This is a genomic window from Streptomyces sp. NPDC006208 (assembly GCF_040613775.1).
Classification (GTDB): Bacteria; Actinomycetota; Actinomycetes; order Streptomycetales; family Streptomycetaceae; genus Streptomyces.
The window spans coordinates 25,196-41,300 of the sequence record NZ_JBEXSW010000065.1 but is presented as its reverse complement, the minus strand read 5'-3'; the positions used below and the strand labels follow the sequence as shown (position 1 = coordinate 41,300).

Sequence of the window (16,105 nt, the reverse complement as noted above, 5' to 3'; positions counted from 1 at the left end):
GTCAACTTCGTCCGCTCGATCAACCCGATCGACGGCTACAACCTGACCCACCCGGCCGAGTACTACAAGGGCGTCAACATGACGCTCGCCGGCCTTGTCTCCACTGCAGCCAACCCCGACCGCGCCCTGAAGAACGCCTGGGAAGCAGCAAAGGGCGACCCCGCCGAATTCATCGGACGCCTCATACCCGAACTCATAGGCACCAAGGGCTCAGGACTCCTACGAGGCGGCCTCCGCGCAGGCATGCGACACGGCAAGCCTGACGGCACCCGGGGGGACCACGACAAGAACCCGGACAGCAACGGCAAGCAGTGCTCTGCGACAAGGTGCGACGGCGACCCCATCGATGTCGCAACCGGCAGGATGCTCCTGCCCCAGACGGACATCGCCCTCCCGGGCTCACTGCAGTTGGTGTTCAAGCGCACCTTCGACTCCTCGCGACGCGCCCTGGGCTGGTTCGGGCCCGGATGGTCATCCACCGTCGACCAACGCCTTGTGATCGACTCCGAAGGCGTCATCTTCAGCTGCGACGAGGGCAGCCTGCTCGCCTACCCGCATCCCGCACCCGGTGTCCCGGTCATGCCCACGCACGGACGGCGCTGGCCCCTCAACCGGGTGAACGACGGTTACACCATCACCGATCCCGACACCGGCCAGGTCTGTCACTTCGCCGACCACAGCGACGAACTGGCGCTCCTCGCCCAGATCGACGACCGAAACGGCCGCTGGATCACCTTCGAGTACGACAGCAGCGGTACCCCGACCTCCGTCGTCCACCACGGCGGATACCACCTGAAACTCACCACCAGCGACGGCCGGATCACTGCCCTGCACCTGGCAGGCGCGGCTCCCGACGGCGGTGACCAGGAGGTCCTCCGCTACGGCTACACCGACGGCCATCTCACCGACGTCATCAACTCGTCGGGCAGGCCACTTCGCTTCGGCTACGACGAGCACGGCCGCATCGCCTCATGGACCGACACCAACGGCAGTCACTACGACTACGTCTACGACGACCTCGACCGTTGCGTATACCAGTCGGGTGCGAACGGGCATGTCGAATCCCGCTTCACGTGGGACGACACCGACCCGGACACCGGCCTGTGTATGACATCTATGACCGACGGCCTTGGTCACACCAAGTGGTTCGTGATCAACGAACGCTCCCAGGTCGTAGCCGAGATCGACGCCATGGGTGCGGTGACCCGCTTCGAGTACGACCGCTACAACCGACTGCTGTCGGTCACGGACCCCCTCGGCCATGTCACCCGCTCCACGTATGACGAGCACGGTCGACCACTGACGGTCGCGCGTCCCGACGGTCGCACGTTGCGAGCAGAGTACGACGGCGCCGGAAATCCGGTACGGATCGTCACTGCCGACGGTTCGGTCACACGACAGGCCTTCGACGAACACGGCAGTCGGACTTCCGTCACCGATCCATCGGGGGCAATCACACACTTCAGCTATGACAGCCACGGCCATGCCACCTCAGTGACCGATACGCTCGGCCACACAATCGTCATGCGCTGCGACACGGCCGGACTCCCCTCGGAGATCACCGATGCGCTGGGAGCAACAACCCAGTACGAACGGGATGCCTTCGGCCGTCCCACGTCCATAACGGACGCCCTGGGAGCTGTCACTCGTTTCGAGTGGACCGTGGAGGGGCAACTCGCTCGCCGCGTGGAAGCTGACGGAAGTGAGCAGTCCTGGACCTACGACGGTGAAGGAAACTGCCTTACACACATCGACGCCATGGGCGGCGTATCCAGCTTCGAGTACACAGACTTCGATCTGCTCGTGGCCAGGACCACTCAAGACGGTGTCAGGTACGAGTTCAGCCACGACACCAATTTGCGACTCACTCGGGTCACGAATCCACAGGGGCTGACATGGACCTACGAGTACGATCCTGTCGGGAGGCTCATCTCCGAGACCGACTTCGACGGCCGCGTCCTGAAGTACGCGTACGACGCCGGGAGCCGCCTGATCTCACGGGCGAACGGCATGGGACAAGTCATCCGGTTCGACCGAAATCCACTCGGCCAGGTTCTCCGCAAGGATTCGGACGGCAGCGTCACGACGTATGAGTACGACATATTCGATGAGCTGGCCGTCGCCGCGTGTCCGGATGCCACTCTGACCCGCCTTCGGGACCGGTTCGGCCGGCTGCGAGCCGAGTCCGTGAACGGCAGTGAGCTCGCATTCGACTACGACGCGCTCGGACGCCGCACCCGCAGGACCACACCAACGGGCGTCAGGAGCACCAGGTCGTACGATGCTGCCAATCGTTGCACCGCACTCACGACGTCCGGCCGCACAGTCGCCTTCGAACGTGACGCCGAGGGTCAGGAGTTGACACGCTTCATCGGCGAGTCTGTAACGCTCAGGAACTCGTACAGTTCAGTCGGACGACTTATCGACCAGAACATCACGGCTCGAGGCCGCAGTGTCCAAAGGCGCAGCTACACCTACCGTGCTGATGGCCACGTAGTGGGTGCCAGGGACCAACTCTTCGGTTCCCGGTCCTTCGACCTGGACGCGGTCGGCAGGTCACAGCGGTCCACGCCACGAACTGGACCGAGAGCTACGCGTACGACGGAGCGGGCAACCAGACAGCTGCAACGTGGCCCACCTCGCACCCCGGTCACGCGGCCGCAGGGACGCGCACCTACACAGGGCTGCGCATCATGCGTGCCGGCAGTACCCGCTATGAGCACGACGCCCAGGGGCGGATCGTACTGCGGCAGAAGACCCGCCTGTCCCGCAAGCCCGAGACCTGGCGGTACCACTGGGATGCGGAGGACCGCCTCACGTCTGTCATCACACCGAACGGGACGATGTGGCGGTATCGGTATGACGCGCTGGGGCGCCGCATCGCAAAAGAGCGCCTGGCGGACGACAACAGCACGGTGGTGGAACAGGTTTCGTTCACTTGGGATGGCGTCACTCTCTGCGAGCAGACGACCGTAGGGGAAAGCCTCCCCGATCCGGTGACCGTCACCTGGAACCACGACGGCATGCGTCCCCTCACGCAGACGGAGCGTATCCGCCCGGCGAACAGTTCACCGGAGGAGATCGACGAACGCTTCTTCGCAATCGTCGGGGACCTCATCGGCACCCCCACTGAACTCATCGACGAAAATGGCGACTTGGCCTGGCAGAGCCGTAGCACCCTCTGGGGCAGCACCTCGTGGGCGGTTACGAGCACGGCGTACACGCCGCTGCGCTTCCCAGGACAGTACTTCGATCCCGAAACTCAGCTCCACTACAATTTCCATCGGTACTACGACCCGGAAACGGCGCGGTACATCAGCGCCGATCCCCTCGGACTCGACCCAGCGCCCAATCCGACGGGATACGTAACGGCACCACTTACGTGGGCCGACCCTCTGGGGCTCAAACCGTGCAAGATCCGAGTTTCTCCGGTCGCGTCGGACTGGGCGACCAAGGGCGCCCACATCCATATTCCACTCAAGAAGAAGCCGGGCCTCGAGGACGAGGTTCGCGTGTATGTTGACGAAGACGGAAACATTGCTGGGGCGCCCATCAGACTCGAGCACGGCTGGGCCTCGGACAAGAGCGTCAAGGCTGCTGTTGACGCCGTTAACAACGACCCCAAACTTCGAGCGGATCTTCTCACCAAGGCCAAGTCGGCCCTGGATCACATGAAGACCCACAACTGGGGCAACAACGTCAACAGATCCGGCGAGATGGAAGCCCTCATAGACAAGTTGGAGAACTGGCCGTGATCGCTGTTCAGTTGATGGCGTCGTTCGTCGCGACGGGAAAGCTGTACGAGGTAGGGATCGGTTCGACCCTTGCCGAGGTTGACCGAGCAATCCATGCGACGTTCATCGACGTGGTCGGCGACGACGGGCTAACCATGCGCAGAGACTACGGATTCGTGGAGTTCTACTTCAATCTCGATTCCGAATGGACGATTTCGGGTGGCGCCATTGAGCTTCACAGGCTTGGTTCCCGCTACGAAATGGCACGGCGGTGGCAAGAAGAGATGCAGACCACGTTTCCTCAGCATGTGTCCTGGGAGGAGCTGCGCGGCGAGATCGAACGGACCTCTGGTCTTCCGCCTCTGACAGTCATCGATCAGGGTGACTTCCTGGAGTACCGTGCGGTTTCGACGAAGGTTTCGGTCCTGGTCAGCAATGACAACGAGGAGCGCAGCGGCTCGTGGCTGGGCCACGGAGATGTGTGGAGCGTCAGCCTGGGGTGACGCGAAGATCGCGTACCAGTACGCGGCCGCACTGAGGTCGGCTCACGCGGAAGGCAAGGGTGCAGTGGAACTGGCCTTGCTTTCCAGGGACGAGTTGGGTTCAGCGTTCGGCGTTATCTCTTTCATCGCCGCATTCCGTACTGCGTTTGATGTTCCGCTTCCTGTTCTTCAGCGGGCGCAAGCGTGGGAGCGGTTCGGCTGGGGAGGCGTCCATATTTCTGACCAACAGTTTTCCGCCCTCCTCTCGCCTTGGCTCGCCGACCGGCTAAGTCGTCACGGGTTCGAGCCGCAGCCGCCGGGTCGGCCAGGGGGTGACTCCGCCGGGCCGAACCAGACCCGGACGTCCTCCCCGGTGCGGACGGGGGACGGGGTAGTCGTTCTGCTCGGTGCGGTGCAGCGCGTGGCCCGGGCCCAGGTGCCGGGCGGCATACGCGTCGAAGGCGGCCGCGTCGGACGGATGGCAGACGGTCGCGACCACCTCACGGGTGCCCGGCTCCGATGTGAAGCCCGGGCTGCGCAGCAGCAGGACGTCGTCGCTGTCGATCATGGTGGCGTTGGCCGCGTCGCGGTGCTTCCGCCAGACAGGGCCGGTGTAGAAGGCCTCCAGCGAGCGCCGACGGCGCGTCATGTCGGGGAACGCGCAGCCAGACGAAGCGGTCCGGGTCGTCCAGGTCGCGGAATCGGCCGCCGACGGTGATGCCGAGCGTCACCTCATCAACGACCGTTCCCAAATGGTCGCTGAGGTCGACGCCTTGGGCGCGGTCACCCGCTTCGACTACGACCACCGCAACCGCCTGCTGTCCCGGACAGATCCCCTCGGCCACGTGACCCGCTCCAGCTACGACGAGCACGGACGGCTGACCGTCATGGAACGGCCGGACGGGCGGCAGTCGCGCGCCGAGTACAACGAACTCGGTCTCCCGGTACGTATCGTTGGCGCGGACGCCAATGTGACCCGCCAGACCTTCGACGAGCGCGGTAACCGCACGAGTGTGACCGACCCTGCCGGCATGAGCACCCACTTCACCTACGACGCGGAGGGGCAGCTCACTTCAGTCACGGACTCCCTCGGTCACACGACCACGGTCCGCTGTGACCGAACCGGACTCGCGATCGAAGTGACAGACCCGCAGGGCGGGGTGACCCGTTACGAGCGGGACGCCTTCGGCAGGCCCGTTACCATCACTGACCCCGTTGGGTCGACGACCCGGCTCGACTGGAGCGTCGAGGGACGGCCCTTGCACCGGACCGCCCCGGATGGCACCGGTGAATCCTGGACGTACGACGGCGAGGGTAACTGCATCGCCCATGTGGACGCCGTCGGTGGCGTCACTCGCTTCGAGTACACGCACTTCGATCTGCTGGCTGCCCGCATCGATCCGGACGGTGCCCGCCACGAATTCCACCACGACGCGTCGTTGAGGATCCGCCAGGTCGTAAACCCTCAAGGTCTCACCTGGAGCTACGACTACGACCCCGCTGGGCGCCTGATATCCGAGACCGACTTCGACCACAGGACGCTCACCTACACCCACGACGCAGCCGGCCGCCTGACCACCCGGAGGAATGCGCTCGGCCAGACGATCACCTGGCAGCGGAATGTGCTGGGCCAGGTGACCCGCAAGGACGCCGACGGGCATACCACCACGTTCGCCTACGACTTCACGGGCCGTCTCGCGCAGGCAGAAGGTCCGGACAGCACCCTCGTGCTGCTGCGCGACCAGTACGGGCGGCTGCGGCAGGAGACGGTCAACGGCCGCACGTCGAGTTACAGATACGATGAGGCCGGGCACCGGACCGGCCGCACGACCCCCTCAGGTGCCACCACCGAGTGGACGTACGATCCGATAGGCCGACAGACCCGAGTCGTGATGTCCGGTCGTCATATGGACTTCACCTACGATCCGGCCGGCCGTGAACTTGGCCGTCGCTTCGGCGAATCGGTGTCCACGGCGAACAGCTTTGACAGGATGGGCCGCCTCACCGATCAATCGATCAGCCATCACGGCAGCGGCCGAACACTTCAGCAGCGCACGTACACCTACCGTCCCGACGGCGCACTGACCGGCATCGACGACCACCTTGGTGGTGCCCGGAAGTTCGACCTCGACGCAGTCGGCCGTGTCATCACCGTCCGCGCACCGGGCTGGACGGAGACGTACGCGTATGACGAGGCAGGCAACCAGACGGCAGCCGGGTGGCCTACCAGCCACCCGGGGCAGGATGCCGTCGGCTCCCGTGACTACACCGGGACCAGGCTCACACGGGCCGGCACCACTCAGTACGACTACGACAGCCTGGGGCGCCTCGTACGGCGCCGTAAAGTTCGTCCTTCCCGCAAGGCGGATATCTGGCAGTACCGATGGGATGTCGAGGACCGGCTGACGTCGGTCGTGACGCCCGACGGGACGCTGTGGCGCTACACCTATGACCCGTTGGGGCGCCGTACTGCAAAGCTTCGCCTCGCGCCCGACGGGGAAACGGTTGTGGAGCGCGTCGAGTTCACGTGGGACGGTACGAACCTGTGTGAGCAGACCACCGTGTCGTCGGCGCTGCCTCACGCGGTCACTGTCACCTGGGACCACCAGGGTCTGCATCCGATCGCTCAGACAGAGCGGATCACCGCGGGCGAAGGTTCGCAGGAGGAGGTCGACTCCCGATTCTTCGCCATCGTCACCGACCTTGTCGGCACGCCCAGCGAACTCGTCGATGAGCACGGCGGTATCGCCTGGCAAACCCGGAGCACACTCTGGGGCGCCACATCATGGAATCGCAGCGCCGCTGCCTATACCCCGCTGCGTTTCCCGGGTCAGTACTACGACACCGAAACCGGCCTCCACTACAACTACTTCCGGATGTACGACCCGGAGACGGCCCGCTATCTCACACCGGACCCCCTCGGTCTCGCGCCCGCGTCGAACCCCGTCGCCTACGTCCACAACCCCCTCCTGTGGTCGGATCCTTGGGGCCTCGGCCCCTGCCCGATCGGGGGCGAGGAGAACCATGTGCCGCTCAATCCGGCACGGGGTGATGTGGTGTATCCCACCCAGGAGGACGCTCTCCGCGAGGTGATGCGCCGGTATGACGTGACCGATCCTTCTGTCAGCGAGAGAACTCCACACTGGGGTAAGAACCCGAACCTCACCGGTCCTCAAGGGGAGCCGTGGGAGACCGTCATAGCGGTCGATTCCAAGGGAAATCTCGTGGAGATCGAGCACCATGCCAACGGACACTATTTCAAGGACAAGGAAGAGTGGGCGCTCCCTCACTACCACGGTCCCAAGGGAGAACACGTCTACTATGGCGACATGGACTCCGCATACGGACTGCAAGGAAGGCCCAGAGGTGCCGAGTAGTACCCCACAGAGCGGCCCCGGGACGGTCATCGTCGGGCAGCGGACGTGGAGTCCCGCGGAGGCCGAGCCGGTCGCGGCCACCGAGGGGGAGCTCCCCGGCATCTCTGCCTTCTGGGTGATGTACGACCCGGCGCAAGAGGAGGCCGACTTCTCCAAAACCCTGAGGGTCTTTCCTGAGCATCACCTTTTCACGTGGTCGGCGGCCATCGCGGCCGCGGAGCCGAGCCCTTCGGCCGCGGACCGGACGCTCAGTCTGCACAGGACGGGGCTGCGAGCGGGCACCAAGCGGTTTCCCGCGATGCCGTTCATGGAATCGGTCTATCGCCGCTACCCGGAATGCGGTGACGTCGAATATTCAGCCGTGGAACCCCTGATGCGCAAGAGGTCCGGTTACGCGTTCGGGATCGGTCCCTCCACCCTGGCAGCGGAGGCATGGACCTGCTCCGCCCAACTGCTGGAGAGTCACTTCTCCCTTGCCTTCGATGTCGAGAACAGCGTGGCTCTTGAAGCACAGCGCAGGAAACTGGTGTCGCTCTATCTGGAAGTGGCGGTCGGCATGGGGATCATGCCGCTCGTTCCTCTGAACCGACATCCGCTCGCGGGCACCGTGATCTTCTGTTCCAGTGCGTCGTACCATGCCGTGGCGGACCGTCTGACGACCCTGGCCGTGATCCTCGAGGGCGAATCGGGAGCCCGGGAGATCGCCCGCCTCGCGGAGGCGGGAGGGGGGATGGCCTACCTCTGAGCGCCGGGCCGCCGCTTACCGGAGCGACCCGAGCGCGATTATTGATTTTCCGGCCGGTCAGGAACGTGTTGAGGTCCGGGTGCTGTCGATCCGCTTTGGGATTCATCCAGTCGCAGGCTCTCAGGTCTGGCGAGTCCCTGACCCTGATCGAGAAGGTGCTGGGAGAGCGATGAACAACGCGAAGTGAGCCCCGCCCTCACACCACAGCCAGTTCTTAGGGCAGAGCCGCAAGTCGGGTGCGAGAGCGCTTCAGTCCGGCAGCAGCTGCCCCCGCCTCGACAGCAGGAACCGCTTGAACGCCGCCACCGGTGGCGTGTCCGGGTGGCCGTCCAGCCAGGCCACGCCGATCTCGCGGACCGCCCTCGGCGCCGTCACCGTCAGTTCCACCACGCCGGGGCGCGCCACCGCCGGCGGTGGCAGCAGCGCCACGCCCAGGCCCGCCGCGACCAGGCCGCGCAGCGTCTCCGCCTCCTCGCCCTCGAACGCCACGCGCGGCGTGAAGCCCGCCTCCGCGCACAGGTCGTCCGTGATACGGCGCAGGCCGTAGCCCGGCTCCAGCGTCACGAACGTCTCGTCGGCCGCCTCCGCCAGGCGGATGCGCTTGCGGGTGGCAAGGCGGTGGTCGTCGGGGACCACCAGGCGCAGACGCTGTTCGTCCAGGCGGCGGGCGACCAGGTCGGGGGCGTCCGGGACCGGCGAGGTCAGGCACAGGTCGAGCTCACCCGACCGGAGCCGTTCGATCATCGCCTCGCCGTAGTTCTGGACGAGCGTGAAACGGATCCGGGGATGGTCCACGCGAAAGGCCCGGATGAGTTCCGGCACGGTCTCCGAGCCCATGGTGTGCAGGAAGCCGAAGGCGACCTTGCCCGCCCGCGGGTCCGCATCCGCCTGGACGGACTCGGCCGCGCGCTCCACCTCCGCCAGGGCCCGTTCCACCGAGCCGAGGAAGGTGCGGCCGGCCGGGGTGAGGGAGACCGTACGGCCCTTGCGGGCGAACAGGGCGACGCCCAAGTCCTGTTCGAGGCGCACCATCGCCCGCGACAGCGTCGACTGGGGCACACCCATCTCCTGCGCGGCGCGCGTCACGTGCTCGTGGCGGGCGACCCCGGCGAAGTATGCGAGCCGCGGCGCGAGCTGCAGCGCGATGTCTTCTTCGTAACTACTCGGTGACAGCCGAGGCTCTGAGCTGCGTTCATGCACCATGGGAACGATTATCGGCATTCCATGCATTGGACGCATGAAAATGCGCGCCCTACCTTCGATGTATGCCTCCCGCAAGTACCAAGGCGCCCACCCTCGTGGGCGCCGCCTCGCAGTCCCCCGTCTCCTCCGACACCCGGCTCGCTCCCGGCGCCCCCGGCTACCGCCGGATGAGCTTCGCGCTCTTCGCCGCCGGCATGGCGACCTTCGCCCTCCTCTACTCCACGCAGGCGCTGCTGCCCGCCGTCTCCGCCGGTTTCGGCGTGAGCGCGAGCGCCGCCAGCTGGACGGTCTCCGCGGCGACGGGCGCGCTGGCTCTGTGCGTACTGCCGCTGAGCGCACTGTCCGAGCGGTTCGGGCGGCGCTCCGTGATGACCGTGTCCCTCGCGGTCGCCGTCGTGGTGGGGCTGCTGGTGCCGTTCGCACCGAACCTGGAGTGGCTGGTGGCCCTGCGCGCCGTGCAGGGTGCGGCCCTGGCCGGGCTGCCGGCCTCTGCGATGGCGTATCTCGCGGAGGAGGTCAGGCCCAAGGCCCTGGTCGCCGCGATCGGCCTGTTCGTGGCGGGCAACAGCATCGGCGGTATGAGCGGCCGGATCGTCACCGGCTGGGTGGCACAGCTGTGGGGCTGGCGCGCCGCCCTCGCCGCGGTCGGCCTGATGGCGCTCGGGTGCGCGCTGGTGTTCCGCGCCATGCTGCCGAAGGCACGGAACTTCACGCCCGGCTCGCTCAACCCGACGGCCCTGGCCAGGGCGGTGCGCGGTCACCTCGCCGACCCGCTGCTGATGCGGCTGTACGCGATCGGCGCGCTGTTCATGACCGTCTTCGGCGCGGTCTACACGGTGATCGGGTACCGGCTGGTCGAGGAGCCCTTCTCCCTCCCGCAGGGCGTCGTCGGCTCGATCTTCCTGGTCTATCTCGTCGGTACGGTCTCCTCCGCGGCCGCGGGCAGGCTGGCCGGCCGGCTCGGGCGGCGCGGCGCGCTGTATCTGGCGGTCACCACGACCGCCACGGGCCTGCTGCTGTCGCTGACGAACTCGCTGGCCGGGGTGCTGCTGGGCCTCGTGCTGATCACCGCCGGGTTCTTCGCCGGCCACGCCGTCGCCTCGTCGTCGGTGAGCCGTACGGCGAAGACGGGCCGCGCGCAGGCGTCGGCGCTCTACCAGTCCGCGTACTACCTGGGCAGCAGCGCGGGCGGCACGCTCGGCGCGATCGCGTTCCACGCCGGCGGCTGGAGCGGAACGGTGGCGCTGGGGCTGCTCGCGGTGCTCGGCGTCGTGTCGATCACGCTGTACGGGTCGCATGCCGCGCGGGTCCGGCAACGGCTGATGGCCCCGGCGGTGCAGCACTGATCTCGCGCCTCGGTACCGGTCCCGGGCCGGTACCGGGACCGGTCTGCGTACGGGGACGCCACGCCGGAATCCACCCCGGAGGTCCACACCCGAATACGCACCGAAATACGCACCGGAATACGCACCGATCCGTGCAACTGAAGCTCCCCTTCGCGTGTCTCAACCGGCAAACCACCCGCACGGTGCGTGAAGGGGAGCTGGGGGCTGTGACAAGGGCGAGAGCGATATCGAAAAGACGCGCGGGCGTGGTGCTCGGGCTGACCGGTCTGGTGGTCCCGCTGACGGTGGTGCTCGGCAGCGGGACCGCGCATGCGGCGTCGTGCACCACGTCGACGGGGCCGTACCAGAAGCAGGTGGAGAAGTTCCTGGGGCGCCCGGTGGACGGGCGGCAGTCGGCGGCCGACTGCCAGGCGATCCGTGCCTTCCAGGCCAAGCACGGGATCACCCCGACCATCGGCTACGCGGGGCCGATCACCTGGCGCACGATGAACACGATGCTGGCGCAGAAGGCTGCCGGGAACAATCCGAACGCGGCCGGCAAGTGCCCGACGAACAAGGGCCGGATCGCCTGTGTCGACCTGACCAGGCAGCTGAGCTGGGTCCAGGACGGCAGCAGGCTCAAGTACGGCCCGGTGCCGGTGCGGACCGGCAAGAACGGCACCGAGACCCGTACCGGCCTGAAGAAGATCTACTGGCGCAGCATCAACCACTGGTCGACGATCTACCACGTGTCGATGCCGTACTCGCAGTTCTTCGACGGTGGGCAGGCCTTCCACTCGACGACCAAGTCGATGTGGAACCCTCCGGGCTCGGGCGGCTGCGTCAACATGCGCTCGGCGGACGCGAAAGCCTACTGGAATCTGCTGCGCAACGGGGACGATGTGTACGTGTACGGGCGCAAGCCCGGAACGTGACCCGCATTGTCAGTCCCCTCCTGTAGGTTCCGAAGTAATGGCCGGAGTGCCGGTCAGAGCGCTGGGCCGACGGGCAACAGGGGTGAACCCGATGAGCGATCTCGCAACGACACAGGATCTGGAATCCAGGCTGGAGCGGCACCGCAGAGAGCTGACCGGCTACTGCTACCGCATGCTCGGCTCCGCCTTCGAGGCGGAGGACGCGGTGCAGGACACGCTGGTCCGCGCCTGGCGGAACATCGACAAGTTCGAGGGCCGCTCCTCCCTGCGCTCCTGGCTCTACCGGATCGCGACGAACGTCTGCCTGGACATGCTCAACGCGGGCAACCGCCGGGCCCGCCCCATGGACCTGAGCGACCCGACACCGGTGGCCCAGGCCCGGCTCAGCGCCCGTCCGGAGGTCACCTGGCTGGAGCCGGTGCCGGACGGGCGGGTGATGCCGGCCGTCGTGGACCCGGCGGAGACAGCGGTCGAGCGCGAGACGATCCGGCTCGCGTTCGTCGCGGCGCTGCAGCATCTGCCGCCCAAGCAGCGGGCCGTGCTGATCCTGCGCGAGGTGCTGGCCTGGAAGGCGAGCGAGGTCGCCGAGCTGCTGGGCACGACGGTCGCCTCGGTCAACAGTGCCCTGCAGCGGGCGAGGGCGACGCTCGCCGAGTCGTCGCCGGCCGCGAGTGATACGGCCGACCCGCTGGACGAGGAGCAGAAGAAGCTCCTGGACCGGTACGTGGCGGCCTTCGAGGGGTATGACATGCAGGCGCTGACGGCGCTGCTGCACGAGGACGCCACGATGTCCATGCCTCCGTACGACCTGTGGCTGCGCGGCCACGACGACATCGTGGGCTGGATGCTCGGCGTCGGCGACGTGTGCCGGGGCTCGAAGCTGGTGCCGACCGTGGCGAACGGCGCCCCGGCCTTCGCGCACTACCACCCGAGCGAATCGGGCGACGGGTACGAGCCGTGGGCGCTGATCGTCCTGGAGATCTCGGACGGCAAGGTGGGCGGGATGGACTTCTTCCTGGACACCAAGCGCTGGTTCCCGCTGTTCGAGCTGCCGCAGCGGCTGGACAAGGAGGGCGCACCGGCGGGCTCGGCGGACCTGTAGGACGGATCCGGGCCATGCATGTCTCTCATGGCCGGACATGACGACGACGCAGTTCGGCCACGTCGCAATCTCGCGTGCCTCTACCCCAGGATGCCTCATTCCTCAACCTGCCCTGGGGCAACGTCTCCTCCTCCCTCGGTAGGGCCCTCGCACGTCTCCGGGATGATCCCGGCGTCGGCACGCAACGGTTCCCGCGTCCCTTCCCTCTTCGGGCCTGACACCCGAAGTTCAGGAAGGGACGCATGTTGGGTACGAGGCATTCGAGCCGTGCCGCGCTGGCTCTCACCGTGATCGGGGCCGTACTGGCGCCCGTGTCACCGGCGTTCGCGGCGGATCCGCCCCGGGTCGACCTCCGGGCGGACGTGAACCGGGACGGGCGGGTGGACGTCACCGGCGCGACCGACACGGCCGATGAGGACACCTGGTCGGCCGGGAGGGGAGCGGTCCTCCTCCCCAACATCGACGACGACACCAAGCGGTGTCCGGTCAAGGGCGCAAACGGTCGGCCCTTGTCGGATGCCAAGCTGGCCGCCTGCAACGACGCGGCCGACTCCAAGGTGAACGGCTCCGCCGACGCGGCGGACCTTGCTCGGGTGCGTTCCGTGCCGATGGCGAACCTGCCCGCCACGGCGTCGGGCACCCTGAAGGTAGTGAAGGGCGGCAGCAAGACGCGGGTCTTCGTCAAACGCTCCACCGGCTGGACCCAGGTCACTGCCACCACCCGCCTGACCGCCGCAGAGCTCCGCTCCGGTGTGGAACTCGGCGTCGAAGGCAGGGACGTGATCCGCGACAGCGCGGTCTGGGACGGCCGCGCCGTGATCCGCCTGACCGTGGCCTCCGGCGGGCGCAGCACCTCGGACGACGTCACCCTGCGGGTCGCACCCCTGCTCACCCACCACCATCTGCAGAAGGCACAGCAGTTGCTGGTCACCAAGGTGAAAGGCAGGGACCAATTCGCGCGTCAGCAGCAGGCGTTCGTCAAGGGCCTTGCGGCGGAGGTCGCATCGGCCGGGATCGGAAAGCCGCTGCTGACCTTCGACAAGTACGGGGACATCTGGGCGCAGGACTTCGTCGAGCCCGGCTATGTCAGCATGACCGGCCCGGACGGGCGACGGCAGGCGATACGCGTGATGCTGCGGTCGGCGCAGGCGGACCGCGAGGCCGGGCGGGAGCTGTTCGAGAAGCTGCGCGGCAACGGCGTGGGAGTCGTCCAGGTGTCCGGGGTCCGTGACTCGGAGGAGTGGACCCTCAACTCGATGGGGAACCTGGAGACCGTCCCTCCGTACTCGTACGGCGGCCGGTCCTTCCCGGCCGGACGCATCATCATGGGCGAGCGCAAGGACAACGGCTCCAAGCCCGCACGGGCGATGCGGACCCTGCTGAAGTCCCAGGGTTTCCAGGACCCGCTGCTTCTTGACACCTCGTGGCTGCACGTGGGGCATGTGGACGAGTTCGTCCAGTTCCTGCCCGCCGACACGCCGCGCGGCTGGAAGATCGGGATCGCCGACCCCGAGGCAGGGCTGCGGCTGCTGCGCGAGGCGAAGGCGGCCGGTCACGGCAGGACGCGCATGTTCTCGGTGCCGGGAGCCCGTGGCCTGCCCGCCCCCAAGGAGACCATCGACCAGGCGCTGGCATCGAAGTGGCTGGTGAAGGACAACACCATGGCCGCCCAGCGGATCGAGGCGAACCTCGAGATCCTCAAACGCGAGACGGGCGTGACGGACGCCGAGGTCGTGCACGTGCCTGCCCTGTACACGCGGGGTACGGGGGACGAGGAGCAGGGCAACCGTATGCCGCGGCTGACGCGGATGGGCGCGGGCAAGGCACCGGACGCGGTCCGCGAGTACGGACAGCAGAAGGAGCTCGCGCGGCACGCCGACGGTGCCGCGGCCCGGGAAACCGTCATGACCAGCGCGTACGTCCCGGGGGCGGTCAACGGCATCGTGCTCGGTGACAACCGCTATCTGGCCCCGCGCCAATGGGGCCCGGTCATCGGCGGCAAGGACATCTTCACCTCTGCTGTGAACGCCGCATACTCCGGAGCGGGCATGAAGGTTTCGTACCTCGACGACTGGTACACCTACCACCTCGGTGCGGGCGAGGTGCACTGCGGCACGAACACGCTGCGTGATGCGTCCGCACCGTGGTGGAGGCCGTAGCGTCGACGAGCCGCATCCCGCCGCTCGGCCGACCGTACGATCAGGTCCAGGGGCATGAGAGGGAGGTGGGTCGGGTGACGGTGGTGCGCCGACTGATCGTGGTACGGCATGCCAAGTCCGCATGGCCGGCGGGGGTGGACGACCACGACCGCCCGCTGGCGAAGCGCGGGCGCCGCGACGCCCCGGCCGCCGGCCAGTGGCTGCGCGGCTGCGGACATGTGCCGGATCTCGTACTCTGCTCCACCGCCGTCAGGGCCCGGCGGACATGGGAGCTGGCGGCGGCGGCGCTGGACGCGCCGCCGCCCGTGGTCCATGACATGAACCTGTATCACGCCGGCGCCCGTGAGCTCCTGGACGTCCTTCGCCGTACGGCACCCGGGACGGAGACCGTGCTGCTGGTCGGCCACAACCCGGCCGTCCAGGAGCTGGTGCTGACACTGGCCCGCACATCCGCGGACGATGCTCTGGCCCGCGCCAGGGAGAAGTTCCCGACCTGCGCGATCGCCGTACTGGAGTGGCAGGGCTCGTGGGACTTTCTCGGCCCGGGTGTGGCGCGGCTGACCGCTTTCGAGGTGGCGCGCGGGCAACGGTCGTGAGGCTCCCCCGGCCGTGGCACAGCGCACTACGCCACCTCGTCCAGGCCCACCAGCACCAGCAGCGCGAGCAACTCGGGCGGGGCTCCGTGCAGTCGGAGGCGGCCGCCGAGCCGGCGGGCGGTGAGCTGGAGCCGGGCAAGGACGTCGACGACGGCGAGATTCACCTGGGTGAGGCCTCCGACGTCGCAGATCACGTCCCCGTCGGCCGCTTCCCTGGTGCCGGCGCGGCCCAGCTTCGCTGCCAGCTCCTCACACAGGCGGGGTCCATCGGCCGGGGTGATCCTCCCGGCCATACGCACGACCACAGGCTCCATGGCATCCACATCAGGGAGACGGCTGCGGCGGACGCAACTCATCGCGTGCGACGCGTACGACGGGCCGGAGACAGATCATCGACGCAATGAACCCGATCAACCGTCACGCCATGCCCATAGGATTGCCATGGGC

The 16,105-nt window shown here is 67.3% G+C and carries 10 protein-coding genes and 2 pseudogenes; 9 read left to right on the top strand and 3 right to left on the bottom strand.

The features are described 5' to 3' along the window. Positions 1-3,413: pseudogene (locus ABZ208_RS35275) on the top strand (DUF6531 domain-containing protein); the annotation flags it as partial. Between the two features lie 338 nt (positions 3,414-3,751). After that, positions 3,752-4,237, top strand: a complete 486-nt coding sequence (locus ABZ208_RS35270) for a hypothetical protein (protein ID WP_356913522.1) — start codon at positions 3,752-3,754, stop codon at positions 4,235-4,237. A gap of 265 nt (positions 4,238-4,502) precedes the next feature. On the opposite strand, the gene ABZ208_RS35265 is transcribed toward ABZ208_RS35270, so the two are convergent. Beyond that, the gene (locus ABZ208_RS35265) at positions 4,503-4,865 is read right to left on the bottom strand and encodes a hypothetical protein (protein ID WP_356913521.1); all 363 of its coding nucleotides are present in this window, start codon (positions 4,863-4,865) and stop codon (positions 4,503-4,505) included. Between the two features lie 73 nt (positions 4,866-4,938). Between ABZ208_RS35265 and ABZ208_RS35260 the strand changes: the two are divergent. Beyond that, positions 4,939-7,593: pseudogene (locus tag ABZ208_RS35260) on the top strand (RHS repeat-associated core domain-containing protein); the annotation flags it as partial. Further along, the gene (locus tag ABZ208_RS35255) at positions 7,583-8,338 is read left to right on the top strand and encodes a hypothetical protein (RefSeq protein WP_356913520.1); all 756 of its coding nucleotides are present in this window, start codon (positions 7,583-7,585) and stop codon (positions 8,336-8,338) included. The pseudogene ABZ208_RS35260 and the gene ABZ208_RS35255, both read left to right, overlap by 11 nt. Positions 8,339-8,587: 249 nt before the next feature. On the opposite strand, the gene ABZ208_RS35250 is transcribed toward ABZ208_RS35255, so the two are convergent. Beyond that, a complete protein-coding gene (locus ABZ208_RS35250; RefSeq protein ID WP_356913519.1) occupies positions 8,588-9,541 on the bottom strand; it encodes a LysR family transcriptional regulator in 954 nt (317 codons plus the stop codon). 62 nt (positions 9,542-9,603) lie between these two features. Here ABZ208_RS35250 and ABZ208_RS35245 point away from each other — a divergent pair, with 62 nt between their 5' ends. The 5 genes from ABZ208_RS35245 (at position 9,604) to ABZ208_RS35225 (ending at position 15,658) form a co-directional block, all read left to right on the top strand. After that, positions 9,604-10,887, top strand: a complete 1,284-nt coding sequence (locus ABZ208_RS35245) for an MFS transporter (protein WP_356913518.1) — start codon at positions 9,604-9,606, stop codon at positions 10,885-10,887. Between the two features lie 245 nt (positions 10,888-11,132). Then, positions 11,133-11,801 carry a L,D-transpeptidase family protein gene (locus tag ABZ208_RS35240; RefSeq protein WP_356913517.1) on the top strand — a complete coding sequence of 223 codons (669 nt, stop codon included), beginning with the start codon at positions 11,133-11,135 and terminating at the stop codon, positions 11,799-11,801. Positions 11,802-11,892: 91 nt separating this feature from the next. After that, on the top strand, positions 11,893-12,903 hold the full coding sequence (locus ABZ208_RS35235) for a sigma-70 family RNA polymerase sigma factor (RefSeq protein ID WP_356913516.1): 1,011 nt from the start codon (positions 11,893-11,895) through the stop codon (positions 12,901-12,903). A gap of 242 nt (positions 12,904-13,145) precedes the next feature. Continuing rightward, positions 13,146-15,062, top strand: a complete 1,917-nt coding sequence (locus tag ABZ208_RS35230; protein WP_356913515.1) for a protein-arginine deiminase domain-containing protein — start codon at positions 13,146-13,148, stop codon at positions 15,060-15,062. Between the two features lie 74 nt (positions 15,063-15,136). Beyond that, on the top strand, positions 15,137-15,658 hold the full coding sequence (locus ABZ208_RS35225) for a histidine phosphatase family protein (protein WP_356913514.1): 522 nt from the start codon (positions 15,137-15,139) through the stop codon (positions 15,656-15,658). Positions 15,659-15,684: 26 nt separating this feature from the next. Here the strand turns inward: ABZ208_RS35225 and ABZ208_RS35220 are convergent, their stop codons facing one another. Continuing rightward, positions 15,685-15,972, bottom strand: a complete 288-nt coding sequence (locus ABZ208_RS35220; protein WP_356913513.1) for an STAS domain-containing protein — start codon at positions 15,970-15,972, stop codon at positions 15,685-15,687. Between the last annotated feature and the right edge of the window lie 133 nt (positions 15,973-16,105).